This is a genomic window from Desertibaculum subflavum, from assembly GCA_003576705.1.
Lineage (GTDB): Bacteria > Pseudomonadota > Alphaproteobacteria > Ferrovibrionales > Ferrovibrionaceae > Desertibaculum > Desertibaculum subflavum.
Window position 1 is genome coordinate 1 of the sequence record QOZS01000046.1, and the last position, 18,529, is coordinate 18,529.

20 protein-coding genes and 1 pseudogene are annotated in these 18,529 nt (G+C 68.7%); 10 read left to right on the top strand and 11 right to left on the bottom strand.

All coding sequences use genetic code 11. The features are described 5' to 3' along the window. Window positions 1-760, bottom strand: a pseudogene (locus DT074_RS20765) (hypothetical protein); the annotation flags it as partial. Window positions 761-990: 230 nt separating this feature from the next. On the opposite strand from DT074_RS20765, the gene DT074_RS20770 reads away from it, so the two are divergent. Then, a complete protein-coding gene (locus DT074_RS20770) occupies window positions 991-1,839 on the top strand; it encodes a crotonase/enoyl-CoA hydratase family protein (RefSeq protein ID WP_368744814.1) in 849 nt (282 codons plus the stop codon). Between the two features lie 97 nt (window positions 1,840-1,936). Here the strand turns inward: DT074_RS20770 and DT074_RS20775 are convergent, their stop codons facing one another. Genes DT074_RS20775 through gcvA form a run of 4 tightly spaced genes read right to left on the bottom strand, consistent with a single transcriptional unit; the run spans window position 1,937 to window position 4,501 of the window. Beyond that, window positions 1,937-2,242, bottom strand: coding sequence for a hypothetical protein (locus DT074_RS20775; RefSeq protein ID WP_119421786.1), 306 nt, complete (start codon window positions 2,240-2,242; stop codon window positions 1,937-1,939). Further along, window positions 2,239-2,670 carry a PaaI family thioesterase gene (locus DT074_RS20780; protein WP_162915057.1) on the bottom strand — a complete coding sequence of 144 codons (432 nt, stop codon included), beginning with the start codon at window positions 2,668-2,670 and terminating at the stop codon, window positions 2,239-2,241. Before DT074_RS20780 ends, DT074_RS20775 begins: the two co-directional genes overlap by 4 nt. Next, a complete protein-coding gene (locus tag DT074_RS20785; RefSeq protein WP_119421788.1) occupies window positions 2,667-3,560 on the bottom strand; it encodes a haloalkane dehalogenase in 894 nt (297 codons plus the stop codon). The genes DT074_RS20780 and DT074_RS20785 overlap by 4 nt, the downstream gene beginning before the upstream one ends. A gap of 14 nt (window positions 3,561-3,574) precedes the next feature. Then, window positions 3,575-4,501, bottom strand: coding sequence for a transcriptional regulator GcvA (gene gcvA / locus DT074_RS20790; RefSeq protein ID WP_119421789.1), 927 nt, complete (start codon window positions 4,499-4,501; stop codon window positions 3,575-3,577). A 179-nt stretch (window positions 4,502-4,680) separates the two neighbouring features. Here gcvA and DT074_RS20795 point away from each other — a divergent pair, with 179 nt between their 5' ends. Further along, entirely contained in the window at window positions 4,681-4,962 is a 282-nt protein-coding gene (locus DT074_RS20795) for a DUF1127 domain-containing protein (RefSeq protein WP_119421790.1), read from the top strand. Here DT074_RS20795 and DT074_RS20800 read toward each other — a convergent pair. Together DT074_RS20800 and DT074_RS20805 are read right to left on the bottom strand one after the other, a co-directional pair. Next, window positions 4,953-6,131 (bottom strand): YbfB/YjiJ family MFS transporter, encoded by a 1,179-nt coding sequence (locus tag DT074_RS20800; RefSeq protein WP_119421791.1) that lies wholly within the window; start codon window positions 6,129-6,131, stop codon window positions 4,953-4,955. The genes DT074_RS20795 and DT074_RS20800 overlap by 10 nt on opposite strands. Before the next feature lie 248 nt (window positions 6,132-6,379). Then, window positions 6,380-6,583, bottom strand: coding sequence for a DUF1127 domain-containing protein (locus DT074_RS20805; RefSeq protein ID WP_119421792.1), 204 nt, complete (start codon window positions 6,581-6,583; stop codon window positions 6,380-6,382). A 107-nt stretch (window positions 6,584-6,690) separates the two neighbouring features. Between DT074_RS20805 and DT074_RS20810 the strand changes: the two genes are divergently transcribed. Next, window positions 6,691-7,602 (top strand): transcriptional regulator GcvA, encoded by a 912-nt coding sequence (locus tag DT074_RS20810; RefSeq protein ID WP_119421793.1) that lies wholly within the window; start codon window positions 6,691-6,693, stop codon window positions 7,600-7,602. 36 nt (window positions 7,603-7,638) lie between these two features. Here the strand turns inward: DT074_RS20810 and DT074_RS20815 are convergent, their stop codons facing one another. Further along, the gene (locus tag DT074_RS20815; RefSeq protein ID WP_119421794.1) at window positions 7,639-8,040 is read right to left on the bottom strand and encodes a GFA family protein; all 402 of its coding nucleotides are present in this window, start codon (window positions 8,038-8,040) and stop codon (window positions 7,639-7,641) included. A 154-nt stretch (window positions 8,041-8,194) separates the two neighbouring features. Here DT074_RS20815 and DT074_RS20820 point away from each other — a divergent pair, with 154 nt between their 5' ends. After that, on the top strand, window positions 8,195-9,382 hold the full coding sequence (locus tag DT074_RS20820) for an acyl-CoA dehydrogenase family protein (protein ID WP_119421795.1): 1,188 nt from the start codon (window positions 8,195-8,197) through the stop codon (window positions 9,380-9,382). 33 nt (window positions 9,383-9,415) lie between these two features. Next, window positions 9,416-10,543, top strand: coding sequence for an acyl-CoA dehydrogenase family protein (locus tag DT074_RS20825; RefSeq protein WP_119421796.1), 1,128 nt, complete (start codon window positions 9,416-9,418; stop codon window positions 10,541-10,543). Between the two features lie 56 nt (window positions 10,544-10,599). Here DT074_RS20825 and DT074_RS20830 read toward each other — a convergent pair whose 3' ends face one another. Continuing rightward, window positions 10,600-11,415 (bottom strand): class I SAM-dependent methyltransferase, encoded by an 816-nt coding sequence (locus tag DT074_RS20830; RefSeq protein WP_119421797.1) that lies wholly within the window; start codon window positions 11,413-11,415, stop codon window positions 10,600-10,602. A 106-nt stretch (window positions 11,416-11,521) separates the two neighbouring features. On the opposite strand from DT074_RS20830, the gene DT074_RS20835 reads away from it, so the two are divergent. The 4 genes from DT074_RS20835 to ald are packed head-to-tail and all read left to right on the top strand — an operon-like array spanning window position 11,522 to window position 15,550. Continuing rightward, a complete protein-coding gene (locus DT074_RS20835) occupies window positions 11,522-12,568 on the top strand; it encodes a TRAP transporter substrate-binding protein (RefSeq protein ID WP_119421798.1) in 1,047 nt (348 codons plus the stop codon). 58 nt (window positions 12,569-12,626) lie between these two features. After that, window positions 12,627-13,094 carry a TRAP transporter small permease gene (locus DT074_RS20840; protein ID WP_119421799.1) on the top strand — a complete coding sequence of 156 codons (468 nt, stop codon included), beginning with the start codon at window positions 12,627-12,629 and terminating at the stop codon, window positions 13,092-13,094. Further along, the gene (locus tag DT074_RS20845; RefSeq protein ID WP_368744815.1) at window positions 13,091-14,410 is read left to right on the top strand and encodes a TRAP transporter large permease; all 1,320 of its coding nucleotides are present in this window, start codon (window positions 13,091-13,093) and stop codon (window positions 14,408-14,410) included. Before DT074_RS20840 ends, DT074_RS20845 begins: the two co-directional genes overlap by 4 nt. Before the next feature lie 33 nt (window positions 14,411-14,443). Beyond that, window positions 14,444-15,550, top strand: a complete 1,107-nt coding sequence (gene ald, locus DT074_RS20850) for an alanine dehydrogenase (protein ID WP_119421800.1) — start codon at window positions 14,444-14,446, stop codon at window positions 15,548-15,550. Here the strand turns inward: ald and DT074_RS20855 are convergent. Continuing rightward, the gene (locus DT074_RS20855) at window positions 15,547-15,963 is read right to left on the bottom strand and encodes a VOC family protein (protein WP_119421801.1); all 417 of its coding nucleotides are present in this window, start codon (window positions 15,961-15,963) and stop codon (window positions 15,547-15,549) included. The two genes, ald and DT074_RS20855, sit on opposite strands and share 4 nt — an antisense overlap. Window positions 15,964-15,974: 11 nt before the next feature. Continuing rightward, complete coding sequence (gene alc / locus DT074_RS20860; RefSeq protein WP_119421802.1) at window positions 15,975-16,967, bottom strand: allantoicase; 993 nt, start codon at window positions 16,965-16,967, stop codon at window positions 15,975-15,977. Between the two features lie 118 nt (window positions 16,968-17,085). Here alc and DT074_RS20865 point away from each other — a divergent pair, with 118 nt between their 5' ends. Continuing rightward, window positions 17,086-18,528: an MFS transporter gene (locus DT074_RS20865; protein ID WP_119421825.1), complete on the top strand. Its 1,443-nt coding sequence runs from the start codon at window positions 17,086-17,088 to the stop codon at window positions 18,526-18,528. The last annotated feature ends 1 nt before the right edge of the window (window position 18,529 follow it).

An 18,529-nucleotide genomic window follows, 5' to 3' on the forward strand; every position in this document is an offset into this window, starting at 1 on the left:
CGATGCGATAGGCCCAGCTCTTGTCGCGGTCGTCCTCGGGGAAATCGACCGGGTCATTGGCGCGGTCGAGCATCACCTCGATCAGGGTATGGCGAGCGGCCGGGGCCAGCGCGCGGTCGGCATTGACCTTGGCGACCAGGATCAGGGTGGCCGTCTCGGGCATGCCGAGCGGGGCCTCGTCCTCATCGGCGGCGGATGGCGTGCGGCGCATCTGTTCCTCGGCCGACAATTCCTCGCCGCGGCGCATCTGTTCCGCCAGCACCCGCCCCAGCGCCCGCTCGGCCGAGACGGCGGTGGCGATCCGCTTCGCCGCCACCGCCCGGTCGCGCAGGCTCGCCAGCATAGCGACATGCTCCGCCCGGCTCGGGTCGGCGCGGGCCTCGGCGAGGAAGGTCCATTCGCGGGCAAGCTCGGGCCGTTCCGCTAGGTCGGGCCGCGCCTCCGGGTCGGCCGGCGGTCCCTCGCCGGGGCGGAAGAAGTGCCCGTTCGGCCGCAAGGTCAGGCAGAGCTGCTCGACCAGTTCGGCGATCGCCTGCCGCACCGTCCGTTCGGCCAGCGCCAGATGCCGGGCGAGTGCCCGGACCGGCGGCCGTTCCGGCAGGATGAAGGGATCGTCCACCGCGACGCTGAGCGCGACCAGCACCTGCTTGGCCGCCGGGGTCAGCGCCGGGTGGCGCACTGCGCGGAGCACATGCTCCCGGCGGATCAGGTAAGACCACATCGCGAGCGAGCGTTTCGGGGGATTATAAGCATCGGGCATAGCGGTATCCAGCTAGGAATACCGTATGGTACAATATCTTTTCCTATAATACAATAAAATGTTACGCGCGGGCCCAGTTCTAAGCTTTGGTGCTGGCCGGGCATCCACGCCGCTGGGCGGTGCGGCGGAGAGCCGTGGGTACCCGGGTCAAGCCCGGGCACGACGTGGGAAAGCGGGTGAGACGTCGCCGCCCGTGTTAGCTTTGCCATTAGAGCGGGAGGAACCTGACCGTGCCCTACACCACCTTCGACCTCGACCTCGCCGGCCCCGTGGCGCATCTGAAGCTCAAGCGGCCGGAAGCGTTCAACTCGATGACGCTGGCCTTCTGGCAGGAGATGGTCGACGGGTTCGAGGCGATCGCGGTGACGCCCGCATTGCGCGCGGTCGTGATCTCGTCCACGGGCAAGCATTTCACCGCCGGCATGGACCTCTCCGTCTTCGCTGGCGTGGCCGGCAATGAGCCCAAGGTCGACCGCGCCCGGCAGAACGAGCAGCTGCGCCGCAACGTGCTGGAAATGCAGCAGAGCTTCTCTGTCATCGAGGAGAGCCGCGTGCCGGTGATCGCGGCGATCCAGGGCGGCTGCATCGGCGGCGGCGTCGACCTGGTCTCGGCCTGCGACATCCGGCTCTGCACCAAGGATGCCTGGTTCTGCATCCAGGAGATCAATATCGGCATGGTGGCCGATGTCGGCACCCTGCAGCGCCTGCCCTATCTGATCCCGGAAGGGCTGGTGCGCGAGCTCGCCTATACCGGCCGCCGCCTGACCGCCGAGCGTGCGCTGCAGGCCGGCCTGGTCAACGAGGTGTTCGAGACCCAGGAGGCGATGGTGGAGGCAGCCCAGGCGATGGCGCGCGAGATCGCGGCGAAGAGCCCGCTCGCCGTCACTGGCACCAAGGAGATGCTGAACTACAGCCGCGACCACAGCGTGGCCGACGGCCTCAACCACATCGCCACCTGGAATGCCGGCATGCTGCATTCCGACGACCTGATGGAAGCGCTGACGGCGCAGAAGCAGAAGCGCGAGCCGAAATTCGCCGACCTCCTGCCGCCCCGGGGCTATGTGAAGCGGCGGCGGTGAGCTTCGAGAAGCGGCACTTCATGCCATGTCGTGCCCGGGCTTGACCCGGGCATCCACGGCTCTCCGCCGCGCTGCCGCCGACGCGTGGATGGCCGGGTCAATCCCGGCCATGACCTTTGAGCGCGGCGAGATAGGCTTCGCCGCGGGGCGAGAGCTGGTAGCCGGCCTTGAGGCTGCGGGTCAGGCCGAGGCCTTTCAGCTTGCGGATATCCGCCTGCAGGCGGCGCTTCTCGCGGCCGAAGCCGAGCGCCAGCTCCGCCGCCGGCGTGCGCGGATGGCGGGCGATGATCTGCAGCATCGGCCGGGTCCAGGTGCCGTGCCGGCTGGCGCGGTCGAACAGGTCGAGGCGCGCATCGATCTCGGCGATCTCCTGCTCGGTGAGGCGCGTGTCGTGCTGCGTCATTTCGGCTCGAAGATCTTCCAGACGCCCTGCGCCGAGGCGATGGTCTTGCCGTCGACCGTGAGATCGGCGGCCAGGAAGGCGAGCCCGGTGCCGCGGCGGATGATGCGGCTGCGCACCTCGATCCAGTCGCCGGCGCGCGCCGCGGCGACGAAATCGGTGTTCAGGCTGATCGTGGCACTGGCGCCCCTTCCGCCGACGCGCCAGACATGCGCGCCCATCACATGGTCGATCAAGGTGACCATCAACCCGCCATGCACCACGCCGCGCACATTGCAATGCTGCGGCCCGGCGCGGAGCGCGAAGACGATGTCCTCGCCCTCGCGCCGGAACCAGAGCGGGCCGATCAGGCCGGTGAAGCCGTCGTCGCGCCGGAACTCGGTCCAGGTCGCGTCCGGCGCGCCGGTCGGTACGACGCTGGCCTCGTTCATGCCAGCACCTCGAGCGCGGCGCGGGCGACCGGCTCGCCCCATTCCTGCAGGAAGTGGCCGCCCTCCTTCACCTCCAGCGGCGCCGGGCAGCCCTTGATGTCGGCGCGCAAGGCCGCCATCACCGGCGGGCCGAGCACCGGGTCCTGCATGCCGACCGCCATGAAGGTCTTGCCCGACCATTGGCTGCGCAGATAGTCGCGCGCCTGGCGGGACAGCGCGGCACCGTCGGCATCGGGGTGGTCGGGCACCAGGTTGGGGAAGCGGCGCAGGCCGGCCTTGTGGCGCGCATCCGGGAACGGCAGCGCATAGGCCGCGGCCTCCGCCGGCGTGAGATGCGGGCAGCCGCGCTGCATCAGCTTCGCGATGTCCATGTCCGGATTCTTGTTCGACCAGTCGCGCCAAGCGAGGAAGCCTGGGGCCAGCGGCGCGTCGCCGGTGCCGAGCGTCGTGTTCATCACCAGCAAACCGGTGACGCGCGAACCCAGTTCCATCGGCAAGGTGAGGCCGAGCAGCCCGCCCCAATCCTGCACCACCAGCACGATGTCCTTCAGCGCGAGCCGGTCGATCAGCGCCAGCAGCGAGCGGCGGTGCCAGGTGAAGGTGTAGGTCGCCTCGTCCGCCGGCTTGTCGGAGCGGCCGAAGCCGTAGAGGTCCGGCGCCACCACACGGTGCCCGGCCTCGGTGAAAACCGGCAGCATGCGGCGGTAGAGATAGGACCAGGTCGGCTGGCCGTGCAGGCAGAGGAAGGTGCGTCCGGCGCGCTTGCCTTCGTCCAGGTAGTGCATGCGCAGGCCCGGATAGCCCGGCATGTCCTCGGCATAGTGCGGCGCGAAGGCATAGCCCGGCAGGCCGGTGAAGCGGTCCTCGGGCGTGCGCAGGATCTCGGGCATGTCTCGCTCCCCTATCACTCGGCGGCGCTGCGCGCCGCCCTGATGCTTGCTGGCACCGCCGTCGATTGCGCCTCGGCGATCAGCCATTCGCGGAACGCCTTGACGCGCGGCCGCTCCGCCATCGCCGGCAGGCAGGCGAACCACCAGGTATCGCCTTCCGGCGTCACCAGGTCGAAAGGCTGCACCAGGCGGCCGCTCGCGATCTCCGCCTGATAGAAGCGCGGATCGCCGATGGCAATGCCGAGGCCCTGCATCGCCGCCTGCACGGCGATCGTGGTGGAGTCGAAGCTGGTGCCGCGGTTGAGCACGAGATCGGGCTTGCCGGCATGGCGCAGCCACACCGCCCAGTCGTCGAACGGGCCGTGCCCGGATTGCAGCAGCGGGAACTGCCGCAGGTCCTCCGGCCGCTGCAGCTTGGCGGCGGTGGCGGGATCGCAGAGCGGCGTCAGCAGGCCGTCGAGCAGCTTCACGCAATAGAGGCCCGGCCAGTTGCCGTCGCCGTGGCGGATGCCGCAATCGACATCCTCGCGGGCGAAGTCGACCAGGCGCGGGCTGGCGCTGAGCCGCACGTCGATGCCGGGATGCAGGGCCTGGAAGCGCGGCAGCCGCGGCACCAGCCAGCCGAGCGCGAAGGTGGTGAGGAGCGTGACCGAGAGCGTGCCGCCCTGGCGCGGCTGGGTCAGGCGGCCGACCGCATCGGCCAGGCGGTCGAAACCGGCGGTGATCTCGGGCAGCAGGGTCTGGCCTTCCTCGGTCAGCAGCAGGCGGCGCGGCAGGCGGCGGAACAGGGCGACGCCGAGATGCGCCTCCAGCGCCTTGATCTGGTGGCTGATCGCCGCCTGGGTCACATGCAGCTCCTCCGCCGCCAGGGTGAAGGAAAGGTGCCGGGCGGCGGATTCGAAGGCGCGCAAGGCGTTCAGCGGCGGCAGGGTACGGGGCATGCGCCACTCCCTAGATTTTCTAATTCATTATCGGAGAAAGGATCGTTTGTCGAACGGCGAAAAAGCAACGATTTTCCGCTTCAGACACAGCGCCATCCGGCCTCGCGATGCCCCCGGGAGATTAATGCTCCGGAAAGGTTCGGCGAGGTAAGCGGTGGCCCGTTCCAAGGACCGTTGCCATGACCGCCCATTCCCACGACCGCCTGACCGAAGACCTCTCCACCCAGAGCCTGGCGCGGCGCCTGGCTCCGGACCTGTCCGTCCCGGCGGTGCCGGAGCGGGTCTCGCTCGCCGCCGCGCTCGGTCTGCCCGCCCGGTTGTGGCGCGAAGTCCAATTGCGGCGCGCCACCCGCCGGCTCGAAGGCCTGGACGACCGCATGCTGAGCGATATCGGCATCAGCCGCGCCGATATCGACAGCGCCGTCCGCAGCGGTCGGCGCTATCCCGTCCCCTATCTCTGATTCCGAGACTGGCTCTGACGCGCGCTGGCCAGTGCCAGCGCGGCGCCGAGCGCCAGCGCCCCGCTGCCGAGCATGAAGAGCAGCGGATAGGTCCCCGTCTGCGCGAAGATATGCGACATCGTCCAGGCGCCGCCCGCCTGGGCGATGCCGAACGCTGACGTCATCCAGCCCCAGACCTGCCGGTGATGGCCGAGGCCGACCCGCACCGCGACCCAGCCGGAGCAGAGCGTCGTGGTGCCGGCGATCAGCGCGCCGACGCCGAGTGAGGAAATGACCAGCATCGGCGTCGAGGTCGAGATCAACGGCAGCGCGACGAAGGCCGCCTTCCCCGCCATGGCCAGGATGTAGCTGGCGCCGAAGCCGATGCGGTCGGCCAGGACGCCGACCAGGAACGGCCCGGCCGCCGCGCCGAGCCCGACCAGGATCCACTGCACGCCGCCGGTCTCCAGCCCCTGCCCCAGCCCGCGGGCGATGTAGTCGACCCAGAACACCGTGTGCGGGATGAAGCCGAAGGCGTCGCAGGCATAGGCGGCGAGCAGCAGCGCGATGCCGAGATCGACCCGCGCGCCGCGCGTCGTCGTCGCCATCGCCGGCGAGTCGGCCGGCAGCAGGAACCAGGCATAGGCGGTCAGCAAAGCGGCGGTCGCCGCCAGCGCCAGCCAGACCACGGTCAGCCCTTGCGCGGCCACGGCGGGCACGATGGTGCCGCTCGCCGCGACGCCGAGGCCGACCCCGGTGATCACCACGCCGGCGACGCGGCCGCGCTGATGCGCCGGCGTGGCGCCGAGCACCATCGGCACCGCCAGCACCATCAGCACGCCGCCGGTGACGCCGGCGACGAAGCGCCAGACGGCATACCAGGCGAAGCCGAGCGGGAAGGCGCAGGCGACGAGGCTCGCCACCGTCGCCAGCATGGCGGCGCGCGCGCCGAAGGTGCCGCTGGTCGCCATCGCGAGCCGGCGCGCGCCCATGGCGCCGACCAGGTAGCCGGCGAGATTGGCCGCGGCGAGGTAGACGGCTTCGGCCGGCGCGAACCAGCCGGCGGCGATCAGCGCCGGGATCAGCGGCGTATAGGCGAAGCGGCCGAGGCCGTTGCCGATCAGCGTCGCGGCGAGCCCGGCCACCGCCGCGGGCCACACACTGGGCGCCGCCCGCTGTTCAGCCACCATGGATTCCTCCGGATCGCGGACGCAATCAGGCCGCGCCCGGCTTGGGCTGATCTAATACAGGCGGCGCGCGTGAAAAACCGACCCGCGTCATGACATAGGACATGCAAGGCATGTCGCCATGGCGGCCCTCGCCCAAGAAGGGCAGGTCCACAAGCGAAACCGCCCCGGCGGACCGGGAGGATGAGTCCGTCGGGGCGGCTCCGGCGGCGCCGTCGGGGGAACGGCGCCGCGGGCAGCTCGAAGGGCGATCAGACGCGCCAGAACGGCTTGTTGATCTCGAACTGGACCTGCTGCTCGCTCAAGCCCAGGTCATGCACGTCGCGGGTGCTGAGCTGGGCCAGCTGGCGCCGCTCGCGGGCCCGCTGCCGCCAGGTGCGGAAGGCGCCGGCCAGGATGTCGAGCGTGCTGGGGACATGGGGGACGTCGACGTTGGCATAGGTGAAGTCGGACATTGGCTTTACTCCAGTGCGATATATCTTGGAGTTGAATCTGGAGCCTGCCCGGGCCTGAAACAAACGACACTTTCTCACCCTGACATGATTCTGTATCATGTGAAGGCATGAATGGCCCGCTCCCCTCCCTGCACGGCCTGCGCGCCTTCGAGGCCGCCGCCCGCCTGCAGAGCTTCACCAAAGCGGCCGAGGAACTGGGCGTGACCCAGACCGCGGTCAGCCACCTGATCCGCCGGCTGGAGGACGAGCTCGGCACCAAGCTGTTCCGCCGCGAAGGCCGACAGATCCGCCTGACCAGCGAGGGCGATCGGCTCTATCCCGGCATCCATGCCGCCTTCGACGACATGCGCCGCGCCACCGAGCGCTTCCGCCGCCAGCCGGGGAACCGGCGGCTCACGCTCTCCACCACGCCGGGCTTCGCGGTGAAGTGGCTGGTGCCGCGGCTGCAGGGCTTCCGCGACAAGCATCCCGGCGTCGATGTGCGGATCGGCACCGGCATGGACCTGGTGGACTTTCGCCGCGACGAAGTCGATGTCGCGGTCCGCTTCGGCAAGGGCACCTGGCCCGGGCTCCGGGCCGATTTCCTGATGGGCGACAATTTGTTCCCGGTCTGCGCGCCGAGGCTCGCCAACGGCAACCCGCCGCTGCACCGGCCGGAAGACCTGGCGCGGCATACGCAGATCATCGTCGGATCATTGCAGGACGACTGGCAGCTCTGGTTCACCGGCGCCGGCATCGCGCCAGTGCGCGGGCGCAACCAGATCTCCTTCGACATGGTGCTGACGGCGATCGAGGCCGCGGTCGACGGGCTCGGCGTCATGCTCGGGCGCGAACGGTTGCTGGTCGAGGAGCTGGCGACCGGGCGACTGATCGTGCCGTTTGAGGCGCGCATCCCGTCGACCATCGGCTATCACCTCGTCTCGCCGCTCGAGCTCGCCGACCGGCCGCTGGTGCGCGCCTTCCGCGACTGGATCCTGGAAGCCGCGCGCGAACAGCCGAATATCGATCCCAGGGCGTGACAGGGCGCTACTCGCCGGCCCGACGCCGACCGAGCATCACTTGCTCGGGAAGCCCTCTGGAAATTCTGCGACCTGATCCTTGGGATCGAACCATGGCGCGGCATCCGAACGCCAGATATGTGCCCTTGGCCGATCGGCGATCGGCGTGTCGAGGCAGCCGAGACGCAGCAGGACATTCGGTTGCGACGGCCGTTCGGCGACGATCTGCGAGCCGCAGCGTGAGCAGAAGCGGCGGAATTTCCCGGGTGATGATTCGAATTGCGACAGAAGCGCCTCGCCCCTGACCCAGCGGAAATGCTCCCGCGGCACCGGCATCACGGAGGAGAAGGCGCTGCCATGCGCCTTGCGGCAGGTCGCACAGTGACAATGGACGATCGGCCCTGACGCTACGTCAACCTGGTAGGCGACGCCCCCGCAGAGGCAGCTTCCGGTCAGCATCGATAATCTTCTCGCTTTCGGCGGCAATCTGCCACGTGAAATCAGCCATCGCCACGCGTCCCCCCGGCGCCGCCATCTTGCCTTGAACAGGCCCCCCTCCTACTCTCCGGCCACCTGTGAACGATCATTCGCGTTGCGGGAGGAAGCACGCGCCATGGACCTGAGCTTCACGCCGGAAGAGATCGCCTTCCGTGAGGAAGTGCGCAGCTTCATTCGCGACAACCTGCCGGCCGAGCTGCGCCGCAAGGTGGCGCGCGGCGAGCACCTGGAAAAGGCCGACACGCTCGCCTGGCAGAAGATCCTGCACAAGCGCGGCTGGGGCGCGCCGGCCTGGCCGAAGAAATTCGGCGGCACGGGATGGACCGCCGCGCAGCGCTACATCTTCGACGAGGAGGTGGCAGCGAACGACTGCCCCGGCCAGCTGCCCTTCGGCATCAGCATGGTGGCGCCCGTCATCTATACCTTCGGCAGCGACGCGCAGAAGGCGCAGCACCTGCCCGGCATCATCGGCGGCGATGTGTGGTGGTGCCAGGGCTATTCCGAGCCTGGCTCGGGCTCGGACCTCGCCTCGCTCCGCACCTCGGCGGTCTCGGACGGCGACCACTACGTGGTGAACGGCCACAAGATCTGGACCACCCTCGCCCACTATGCCGACTGGATCTTCTGCCTGGTGCGCACCGACCCGAAGGCGAAGCAGCAGGAGGGCATCTCCTTCCTGCTGATCGACATGAACACGCCCGGCATCACGGTGAAGCCGATCATCACCATCGACGAGGGCCATTCGGTCAACGAGGTGTTCCTCGACAACGTGCGGGTGCCGAAATCGAACCTGGTCGGCCAGGAGAACAAGGGCTGGACCTATGCCAAGTTCCTGCTCGGCCATGAGCGCACCGGCATCGGCATGGTGGCGCAGTCGAAGAAGCGCGTCCGCAAGCTGAAGGAGATCGCCGGCGCCGAGCAGTCGAACGGCGAGCCGCTGGCGAAAGACACCACGTTCAAGAGCAAGCTGGCGCAGATCGAGGTCGACCTGATGGCGCTGGAGATCTCCAACCTGCGGGTGCTGGCCGATGCCGCCAAGGGCAAGCCGCCCGGCGCCGAGGCGTCGCTGCTCAAGATCCGCGGCTCCGAGCTCGGCCAGCGCATCACCGAGCTCGCGGTCGACGCGCTCGGCTACTACGCCATGCCCTATGGCGGCCGGCACCGCTCCAACGAGCCCTTCATCGGGCCGGAGCACGGCGCCGGCTGGATGCCGGGCTTCCTCTACGGCCGCACCTACACGATCTATGGCGGCTCCAACGAGATCCAGCGCAACGTCATCGCCAAGATGGTGCTGGGTCTCTAGAACGACGAAAGATTCGGCGGGAGAACGAACAAGATGGATTTTTCACTGAGCGACATCCAGCAGCAGCTGCAGGACAGCGTGCTGCGCTTCGTGCGCGACCAGTATGCCTTCGAGTCCTGGCGCAAGGTGGTCGCCACCGAGAAGGGCTTCAAGGACGAGAACTGGAAGCAGATGGCGGAGCTCGGCTGGCTCGGTGTCGCCGTGCCGGAGGATTTCGGCGGCCTGGGCGGCGGGCCGATCGACACCGCCGTGATCATGGAAGGCTTCGGCCGCGGCCTGGTGGCCGAGCCCTATCTGACGACGGCGGTGATCGGCGGCAACTTCCTGGCCAAGGGCGGCAGCGACGCGGTGAAGCAGGAGCTGCTGCCGAAGCTGGTGGAAGGCAATCTCAAGCTCGCCTTCGCGCAGGCCGAGCCGACCTCGCGCTTCAACCTCGCCGATGTGCAGACCACGGCGAAGAAATCCGGCAGCGACTGGACGCTGGACGGCCAGAAGGCGGTCGTGTTCGACGCACCTTCCGCCGACAAGCTGATCGTCACCGCGCGCACCGCCGGCACCCGCTTCGACAAGAACGGCATCACTGTGTTCCTGGTCGATCGCAAGGCACCGGGCGTCACGCTCCGCGAGTACCGCACGCTGGACAACCGCCGCGGCGCCGAGGTGGCGCTGAAGGGCGTGAAGGTCGGCGCCGATGCCGTGCTCGGCAAGGCCGATAACGGCCTCGCTCTGGTCGAGGAGGTGGTCGACTACGCGATCTCGGCGCTGGCCGCCGAGGCGGTCGGCTGCATGCAGGTGCTGTGCGACACCACCAACGAGTATCTAAAGACGCGCAAGCAGTTCGGACGCCCGATCGGCGACTTCCAAGTGCTGCAGCATCGCATGGTCGACATGTGGATCAACCTGGAGCAGGCGCGCTCGATGAGCCTGATGGCGTCGATGAAGCTCGACGACGCGGCCGAGCGGCCGAAGGCACTTGCGGCGACCAAGACGCAGATCGGCCAGGCCGGGCGCTTCGTCGGCTATCAGTCGATCCAGCTGCATGGCGGCATGGGCATGACCGACGAGCTGAATGTCGGCCATTACGTGAAGCGCCTGCTCGCCATCGACACCATGTTCGGCCCCGCCGACCACCACCTGCAGCGCTTCGCGCAGATGGGGTGAGCGGATCGCCGATCCCGACCCAGGGCCGCGACGCCGATCGCGGCCCTTTTTTTCACCTAGCCCGGCTTCGCCGCCGTGATCACCAGGCAGGGAAAGCGGAGCTCGATGCGGTCGCCGCGGCGGTAGGTCTCCGCCTTCTCCACGATCGCTTGCTTGATTCGCTGTTGCGCCTCCGGCGTCTGCGCGTCGATCAGCATCGGGGTGCGCACGAAGGCGCGGTCGATCATGGCGAGCAGATCGCTGCCCTGCGTGCCGGTCCACAGGCAGTCGTGCCGGCGCGACGCGATACCGGCGAAGCCCGCGGCGGTCAGCGCACGCTCGGCCTCGCCCAGATCGGCGAAGCGGAACGGCGAAGGCGCCGGCGGCAGGCTGACATCGCGGGAGCCATGCTCGCGGATCGCCGGACCGACGATGCGCATCAGGTCGAAGCCCTGATCCGGCGGCAGCCAGACCGTGAAGGCGAAGCGGCCGGCGGGCCGGAGCACGCGGAACACCTCGCGCAGGCCGGCCTCAGGGTCGCTCAGATGCAGCAGGCCGAAGGACATGGTGACGGCATCAAAGCTCGCGTCGGCAAAGGCCAGTCGCTCGGCATCGCCTTCGGAAAAGGCAATGTCGGGGAAACTGCGCTGTGCCGCCGCCACCATCGTGGGCGCGAAATCGACTCCACGGGCGAGCGCGCCGCGCATGGCCGCCGCTTTGGCGAGATGCCCGGTGCCGGAGCAGATATCCAGGAACGTCCTGCCGGGCAGTCCATCGCCAAGCGCGTCGAGGATCGGCCCGATCGCCTGGCGCGTCACCGGCGCGAACCAATCATCATAGGCGGCGGCGCCGCGGGTCCAGCCGGTCTGTTCCAGATCCTTGAACGATGTCATCCTTCCTCCCTTGAATCCATGTCGGCCGATTGCCGCACTTGTTGGCCCACCCAACAAACTGGGCTAGGATGCGCATCAGAGCGTGACACCAGGGGAGGTTTCCACAATGACGATCGCTCGTCGCCGTTTTCTGACCACGGCCGGCGCCGTGCTGGCCGCGCCCGCCATCATCAAGAGCGCGCGCGCGCAGGCGCAGGTGACGTTGAAGCTGCACCACTTCCTGCCGGCGGTGTCCAATGTGCACACCAAGTTCCTGGTGCCCTGGACCAAGAAGGTGGAGACGGAAACGGGCGGCAAGCTGAAGATCGACATCTTCCCGTCCATGCAGCTCGGCGGCGCGCCGCCGCAGCTCTACGACCAGGCGCGCGACGGCGTCGCCGACATCATCTGGACCCTGCCCGGCAACACGCCCGGCCGCTTCCCCGGGGTCGAGGTGTTCGAGCTGCCGTTCATCGCGGCGAAGCGCTCCGCCCCGAACGCCAAGGCGGTGCAGGAATTCTACGAGACGCATCTGCGCGACGAATTCAAGGAGACGCACCCGATCACCGTCTGGGCGCATGACCATGGCCTGATCCATGCCAATCGTCAGGTCAAGACGATGGACGACCTGAAGGGTCTCAAGGTGCGCTCGCCGACCCGGCTGGCCGGCGAGGCGCTGAAGGCGCTCGGCGCGACCGGCATCCCGATGCCGATCCCGCAGGTGCCGGAGGCGCTGGCGCAGAAGGTGATCGACGGCTGCGTGGTGCCGTGGGAAGTCGTGCCGGCGATCAAGGTGCACGAGCTGGTCAAGTTCCACACCGAGATCCCGGGCTCGCCGACGCTCTACACGGCGACCTTCGTGCTGACCATGAACAAGGCCAAGTACGCCGCGCTGCCGGCCGACCTGAAGAAGGTGCTGGACGCCAATTCGGGCCAGACCGCCGCTACCATGGCGGCCCGTGTCTGGGACGAGCAGGCGAGCGTGGTCGAGGAGATGGTGAAGAAGCGCGGCAACACGGTCTCGACCATCAGCGCCGAGGAAGCCGCGAAATGGCGCAAGACGACCGCGCCGGTCTGGGACGCATGGACCAAGCAGGTCAAGGAACGCGGCCTGGACGGCGCCAAGATGATCGAGAATGCCAAGGCGCTGATCGCCAAGTACGAGAAGGCGTGACGTTCTGCAAGGCAAGGCATAATCCTCCCCTGCTCCCGGGCGGGGGAGGCTTCCTGCAGTGATCTTCTCGCGCTTCGTTCATGCGCTGGCGCTGGCCGGCGGCGGCGTCATGCTGGCGGCGGCGCTGGTCGTCGTGGTCAGCGTGGGCCTGCGCTGGTTCGCCGGATCGCCGATCAGCGGCGATTACGAGATCGTGCAGGTGGCGACCGCGATCGCCGCCTTCGCCTTCCTGCCCTATTGCCAGCTTCGGCGCGGCAACATCGTGGTCGATACCTTCACCACGCGTCTGCCGGCGGGCGTGCAGCGCGCATTAGATGCGCTGTGGGATCTGGTCTACCTGATCGCCGCGGGCATCATCGCCTGGCGGCTCGCCATCGGCGGCTATGACGCGATCCGTTCCCATACCGTGTCGATGATCCTGGCCCTGCCGACCGGCTGGGCGATCCTGGCCACATCGGCGCTGGCCGGCGTGCTCTGCCTGGTCGCCGGTGTCACCCTGCTTCGATTGATCCGGGGCTGGCGGTGAGCGGCCTCGCTGTCGGCGGCATCGGCTTCGCCGGCATGCTGGCGCTGATCGCGCTGCGCATGCCGGTCGGCCTTGCCATGCTGGTCGCCGGCAGCCTCGGCTATGCCTACATGACGAGCTGGGACATCTTCCTCAATTTCATCAAGTCGACGCCCTATCACCTGTTCTCCAACTACACGCTGTCCGTCATTCCGCTGTTCGTGCTGATGGGCGCGCTGGCGGAGCGCGGCGGCCAATCGGCCAACCTGTTCCGCGCCGCCGCCGCGCTGGTCGGCCGGGTGCGCGGCGGGCTCGCCATGGCGGTGATCTGGGCGGCGACGGTGTTCGGCGCGATCTGCGGCTCCTCGGTGGCGACCACGGCAACCTTCGGCCGCGCCGTGCTGCCGGAGCTTCGGCGCTATCGCTACGAGCCCGGCCTCGCCACCGGCACGATTGCGATCTCAGGCGTGCTCGGCATCCTGATCCCGCCTTCGATCATCATCGTGGTCTATGCCATCACCACCGAGCAGAACATCGTCAAGCTGTTCCTGGCGGCACTGATCCCCGGCATCCTGGCGACGCTGTTCTATTGCGGCGCCGTGATCTGGACAGTGCGGCGCAACCCCGAGAGCGCGCCGCTGCAGGAGCCGGCACCGCGCGGCACCCGTCGTGCCACCTTGCGGCGCGTCTGGCCGCTGGTGCTGGTGATCGTGGGCGCGCTCGGCGGCATCTATGGCGGCGTCTTCACCGCGACCGAAGGTGCGGCGGTCGGCACGGTGGCCATGCTGCTGGTGGCGCTGGCCCAGCGCGAGCTGAGCTGGGCGGGCTTCGCCACCAGCCTGAGCAACACCGCCGAGACGACGGCGATGATCTTCCTGATCCTGCTCGGTGCCGCGGTGTTCAACGCCTTTCTCGGCCTGACGCAGATGCCCGAGCAGGTGGCGCAGCTGGTCGCCGGATCGGGCCTGCCGGCCTACGGCGTCCTGGTGGCGCTGCTCGTCATCTACATCCTGCTCGGCGCCGTGATGGACGAGCTCGCCATGATCCTGCTCACGCTGCCGATCTTCTTTCCCGTGGTGGTGGCACTCGATTTCGGGCTCCGGCCCGACGAGGTGGCGATCTGGTTCGGCGTGCTGGTGCTGGTGGTCGTGGGCATCGGCCTTGCGGCGCCGCCGATCGGCATGAACGTCTTCGTGGTCAGCGCCATTGCGGCCGACGTGCCGATCGCCACCACCTATCGCGGCGTGCTGCCCTTCATCGCCGCCGACATCATCCGCCTTGCCATCCTGGTCGCCTTTCCCTGGCTCTCCCTGGTGCTGGTGCGCTGGCTCGCCTGAGGCGGTACTGTCGCCGCATCCAGGAGGCCTCAGATGCGCGTCGGCGTGCCGAAGGAGATCAAGACCCACGAATACCGGGTCGGGCTGGTGCCCGGCAGCGTGCGCGAGCTTGCCCATCACGGCCACGAGGTGATCGTCGAGACCGGCGCCGGCCGCGGCATCGGGGTCGACGACGGCGCCTACAGCCAAGCCGGCGCCCGCATCGTTGCGACCGCGGCCGAGGTGTTCGCGGCGGCTGAGATGATCGTCAAGGTGAAGGAGCCGCAGCCCGCCGAGATCGCCCTGCTCCGCCCGGGCCAGGTGCTGTTCACCTATCTGCATCTCGCCGCCGACCGGGCGCTGACCGACGGCCTGATGCAGCGCGGCATCGCCGGCATCGCCTATGAAACGGTGACCGATGCGCGCGGCGGCCTGCCGCTGCTCGCCCCGATGAGCGAGGTGGCGGGCCGCATGGCGGTGCAGGTCGGCGCGCATTACCTGGAGAAGGAACAGGGCGGCATCGGCATCCTGCTCGGCGGCGTGCCGGGCGTGCCGGCGGCGAAGGTGGTGGTGCTGGGCGGCGGCGTGGCGGGGAGCAACGCGACGCGCATCGCCGTCGGCATGGAGGCGCAGGTGACGGTGATCGACCGCTCGCTGGCGCGCCTCAAGGAGCTCGACGACCTGTTCGGGCCCCGGCTGCAGACGGTGTTCTCCACCATGGAGAATATCGAAGGCGAGGTCGCCACCGCCGACCTGGTGGTCAGCACGGTGCTGATCCCGGGCGCCGCGGCGCCGAAGCTGATCCGGCGCGAGCTGGTGCGGCGGATGCGGCCCGGCTCCGTCATCGTCGATGTCGCGATCGACCAGGGCGGCTCGGCCGAGACCAGCCGGCCGACCAGCCACGCCGCGCCGGTCTATGTCGAGGAGGGCGTGATCCACTACTGCGTCACCAACATGCCGGGCGCGGTGGCGCGCACCTCCGCCATCGCGCTCAACAACGCGACGCTCCCCTTCGTGCTGGCGCTGGCCGACAAGGGCTGGCGCCAGGCGCTGAGCGACGACCCGCACCTGCGTGGCGGCCTCAACCTGCTGGACGGCCAGATCACCTATCCGGCCGTCGCCGCCGCCTTCGGCCTGCCGCACCAGAAACCGGCGTTCTAGGCCGGGGTCGATACTTCGTCATAGCCGCGATTGCGGAACTCGACGAGGCAGATGCCGTGGCCGAAGGGATCGGCCATGTGGGCGATGTAGCCCCAATTGTGCGTTTCCATTTCGCCCTCAAGGGTGGCGCCAGCAGCCTGAGCGTGGACCACGGCCGCTTTGATGTCGGTGACGACGAAATCAAGATGCACCGGCGTCCAGTGCCGGGCGTAGGTGCGGGTCTGCTGGCCGAGTTTGAGCGCGCGGCTACCGGCCGCCTTCACCAGCAGGTAGATCGGCGCGCCGCCGCCCATCAGCTCCACGCCGCCATCGCCGAACCGCCGCGTCGGCTTCAGGCCGAAGGCCTTCACATAGAAGGCCTCGGCCTTGGCGAGATCGTCGACATCGATATTGACCAACAGGCTCGCGCCCATGCTACCTCCCCTCACGCCGGACGGCCGATGATGCGCAAGCGGCTGATGCCGCCATCCGGGATCATGTCGACACGGACATGGCTGATCGGGCCGAATTCGGCAAGTGCGCCGCCCTCGAAGACCTGGACGGAATCGGCCCGCATCGGCGTCGCCGGCAGCAGCGCCGGCCAGTGAATCGCCGAGGCGATGACGGCGGCGTCCGGCAGGCCGCGCGGCAATGATGCGGCATGCACGGCGCATTGCGCCGGGTAGTTGCCCTTGTGGAAAGCGGTGTCGATCTCGATGCGCTCGACCCGCGCCGGCACGGCGAAGGCGACGATCGCCCAGTCGAAGCCCGGCTCGCGCCGCCGCCGCGTCTCCCAGGCATCGCTCATGTTCTGGCCCTTCCAGGGCATCAGCATGTTGATCGGCGGGCCGTAGCCGCTGCCATTGGTGCCGACCACGCGCGCGCCGTTCAGCACCGAGGCGAGATCGACCGGCCCGGAAGCCGCCGCCAGCTCGACCTGGCCATAGACGCGGAGCCGGGCGATGCCGCCATCGGGAAACATGTTGAGGCGGAGATGCGTCCAGACGCCGGCATCGGCAATGGCGTGGAAGTGGTGCGCGTTGCCGGTCAGCGCCACCGCCGGCAGGATCTCGCGCCAATCCGCGCTCGCATCCGGTTCGCCCGCAACGCGGCAGGCTTGCAGGGACGCCGCCGCGGGATAGTTGCCGGTGAAGAAGCTGGTATCGATGTCGACGCCGAGGATGCGGCCGGCTCGGGCCAGGCGGATGACGCACCAGTCGTAGCCGGGATCGCGGCGGCGGCGGCTCTCCCAGCCGTCCATCCACTTGCCGTGCTCGTCGAACTTGCCGGCGATATAGGCGGCCGGCGCCGGGTCGAGCAGGCGGTCCTTGTCGGCGAAGAAATCGTCGGTCGCCGACAACACGGCGGCGCCGAGCCGCGGATCGGCCAGATTGACATGGCCGATGAACGGGCTGGCCGGATCGCTCGTGGTTGCCATCGCACTCCCCCTTGAAGATTCGTCGTCACGCTGCAAGGCCCGTGCCCTGCCCGCCCCGCCTAGCTGATAGGCGAATGGGGCTTACCCGGACTCGGGCTCGGGCCGTATGTTCCCGGCCATGCCGAGACCGCCGCGCCGCATCGCCGTGCCCCTGATTGTGGCCTGCGGCCTGATGATGGAGAACCTGGATTCGGCGGTGCTGTCGACCGCGCTCCCGGCGGTGGCGAAGTCACTCGGCGAGAACCCGCTGCATCTGAGCCTCGCCATCACCGCCTATCTGTTCAGCCTCGCCGTGTTCATCCCGGTCTCCGGCTGGCTGGCCGACCGGTTCGGCGCCCGCAACGTGTTCCGCACTGCGATCGTGATCTTCATCCTGGGCTCGGTCGCGGCCGGGTTCAGCAACAGCTTGACCGAGCTGGTCCTGGCCCGGCTGTTCCAGGGCCTCGGCGGCTCGATGATGGTGCCGGTCGGCCGGCTCGTGGTGCTGCGCACCGTGAGCAAGGCCGAGATGGTCAGCGCCATGGCCTGGCTGACCACGCCGGCCCTGCTCGGTCCGGTCTTCGGCCCGCCGCTGGGCGGCTTCATCACCACCTACCTCTCCTGGCGCTGGATCTTCTGGCTGAACGTGCCGATCGCCCTGGTCGGCATCGTCATGGTCAGCCTGTTCATCGAGAACACCAAGGAACAGAACGTGCCGCCGCTCGACTGGCGCGGCTTCGCGCTGACCAGCACGGGTCTCGCTTGCGCCATGTTCGGCTTCGAGACGCTCGGCCGTGGGATCGTGCCGCTGCCGCTCTCCATCTCGCTGCTGGCGACGGGGGCGGCGATCCTCGCCTTCTACGTGCTGTACACGCGGCGCACCGAGCATCCGATCCTGGCGCTGTCGCTGCTGCAGATTCCGACCTTCCGCGCCTCGGTGCTCGGCGCCTCGTCTTTCCGTATCGCCATCGGGGCGCTCCCCTTCCTGCTGCCGCTGATGCTGCAGATCGGCTTCGGCCTGTCGCCGTTCGAGAGCGGCATGCTGACCTTTGCCGGCGCCGCCGGCGCGCTGACCATGAAGATGACCGCCGGGCCGATCCTGCGCGGCTTCGGCTTCAAGCGGGTGCTGACGGTCAATTCCTTCATCGTCGGTCTGTCGCTCGCCGCCATCGGCCTGTTCACCCCGACCACGCCGGGCTGGATCATCCTGGGCGTGCTGCTGATCGGCGGATTCTTCCGCTCGCTGCAATTCACCAGCGCTAATACGCTGGGCTATGCGGATATACCATCGGTGCGGATGAGCCAGGCGACCAGTTTCGCCAGCATGGCGCAGCAGCTGTCGCTCACCATCGGCGTGGCGGTCGGCGCGCTGCTGCTGCATTTCACCCAGCTGCTGCGCGGCGGCGGGGCGCTCGATGCCGGCGACTTCGTGCTGCCCTTCCTGTTCGTCGGCCTGATCGCCGCCGTCTCCGGCATGACCTTCCTGCGCCTGCCCGCCGATGCCGGCGCCGAGGTCAGCGGCAAGCGGCTCGGCCGCCGGCCGGAGCCGCCGGCCAAGCTCTCCACGGCGCCCGGCGAATAGC

What these genes read in the sequence shown, in the direction of transcription:
- DT074_RS20775 (WP_119421786.1), bottom strand. Translation starts at nt 2,242, where the DNA reads ATGACGCAGCACGACACGCGCCTCACCGAGCAGGAGATCGCCGAGATC.
- DT074_RS20780 (WP_162915057.1), bottom strand. Translation starts at nt 2,670, where the DNA reads ATGAACGAGGCCAGCGTCGTACCGACCGGCGCGCCGGACGCGACCTGG.
- DT074_RS20785 (WP_119421788.1), bottom strand. Translation starts at nt 3,560, where the DNA reads ATGCCCGAGATCCTGCGCACGCCCGAGGACCGCTTCACCGGCCTGCCG.
- gcvA (WP_119421789.1), bottom strand. Translation starts at nt 4,501, where the DNA reads ATGCCCCGTACCCTGCCGCCGCTGAACGCCTTGCGCGCCTTCGAATCC.
- DT074_RS20795 (WP_119421790.1), top strand. Translation starts at nt 4,681, where the DNA reads ATGACCGCCCATTCCCACGACCGCCTGACCGAAGACCTCTCCACCCAG.
- DT074_RS20800 (WP_119421791.1), bottom strand. Translation starts at nt 6,131, where the DNA reads ATGGTGGCTGAACAGCGGGCGGCGCCCAGTGTGTGGCCCGCGGCGGTG.
- DT074_RS20805 (WP_119421792.1), bottom strand. Translation starts at nt 6,583, where the DNA reads ATGTCCGACTTCACCTATGCCAACGTCGACGTCCCCCATGTCCCCAGC.
- DT074_RS20810 (WP_119421793.1), top strand. Translation starts at nt 6,691, where the DNA reads ATGAATGGCCCGCTCCCCTCCCTGCACGGCCTGCGCGCCTTCGAGGCC.
- DT074_RS20815 (WP_119421794.1), bottom strand. Translation starts at nt 8,040, where the DNA reads ATGCTGACCGGAAGCTGCCTCTGCGGGGGCGTCGCCTACCAGGTTGAC.
- DT074_RS20820 (WP_119421795.1), top strand. Translation starts at nt 8,195, where the DNA reads ATGGACCTGAGCTTCACGCCGGAAGAGATCGCCTTCCGTGAGGAAGTG.
- DT074_RS20825 (WP_119421796.1), top strand. Translation starts at nt 9,416, where the DNA reads ATGGATTTTTCACTGAGCGACATCCAGCAGCAGCTGCAGGACAGCGTG.
- DT074_RS20830 (WP_119421797.1), bottom strand. Translation starts at nt 11,415, where the DNA reads ATGACATCGTTCAAGGATCTGGAACAGACCGGCTGGACCCGCGGCGCC.
- DT074_RS20835 (WP_119421798.1), top strand. Translation starts at nt 11,522, where the DNA reads ATGACGATCGCTCGTCGCCGTTTTCTGACCACGGCCGGCGCCGTGCTG.
- ald (WP_119421800.1), top strand. Translation starts at nt 14,444, where the DNA reads ATGCGCGTCGGCGTGCCGAAGGAGATCAAGACCCACGAATACCGGGTC.
- DT074_RS20855 (WP_119421801.1), bottom strand. Translation starts at nt 15,963, where the DNA reads ATGGGCGCGAGCCTGTTGGTCAATATCGATGTCGACGATCTCGCCAAG.
- alc (WP_119421802.1), bottom strand. Translation starts at nt 16,967, where the DNA reads ATGGCAACCACGAGCGATCCGGCCAGCCCGTTCATCGGCCATGTCAAT.
- DT074_RS20865 (WP_119421825.1), top strand. Translation starts at nt 17,086, where the DNA reads ATGCCGAGACCGCCGCGCCGCATCGCCGTGCCCCTGATTGTGGCCTGC.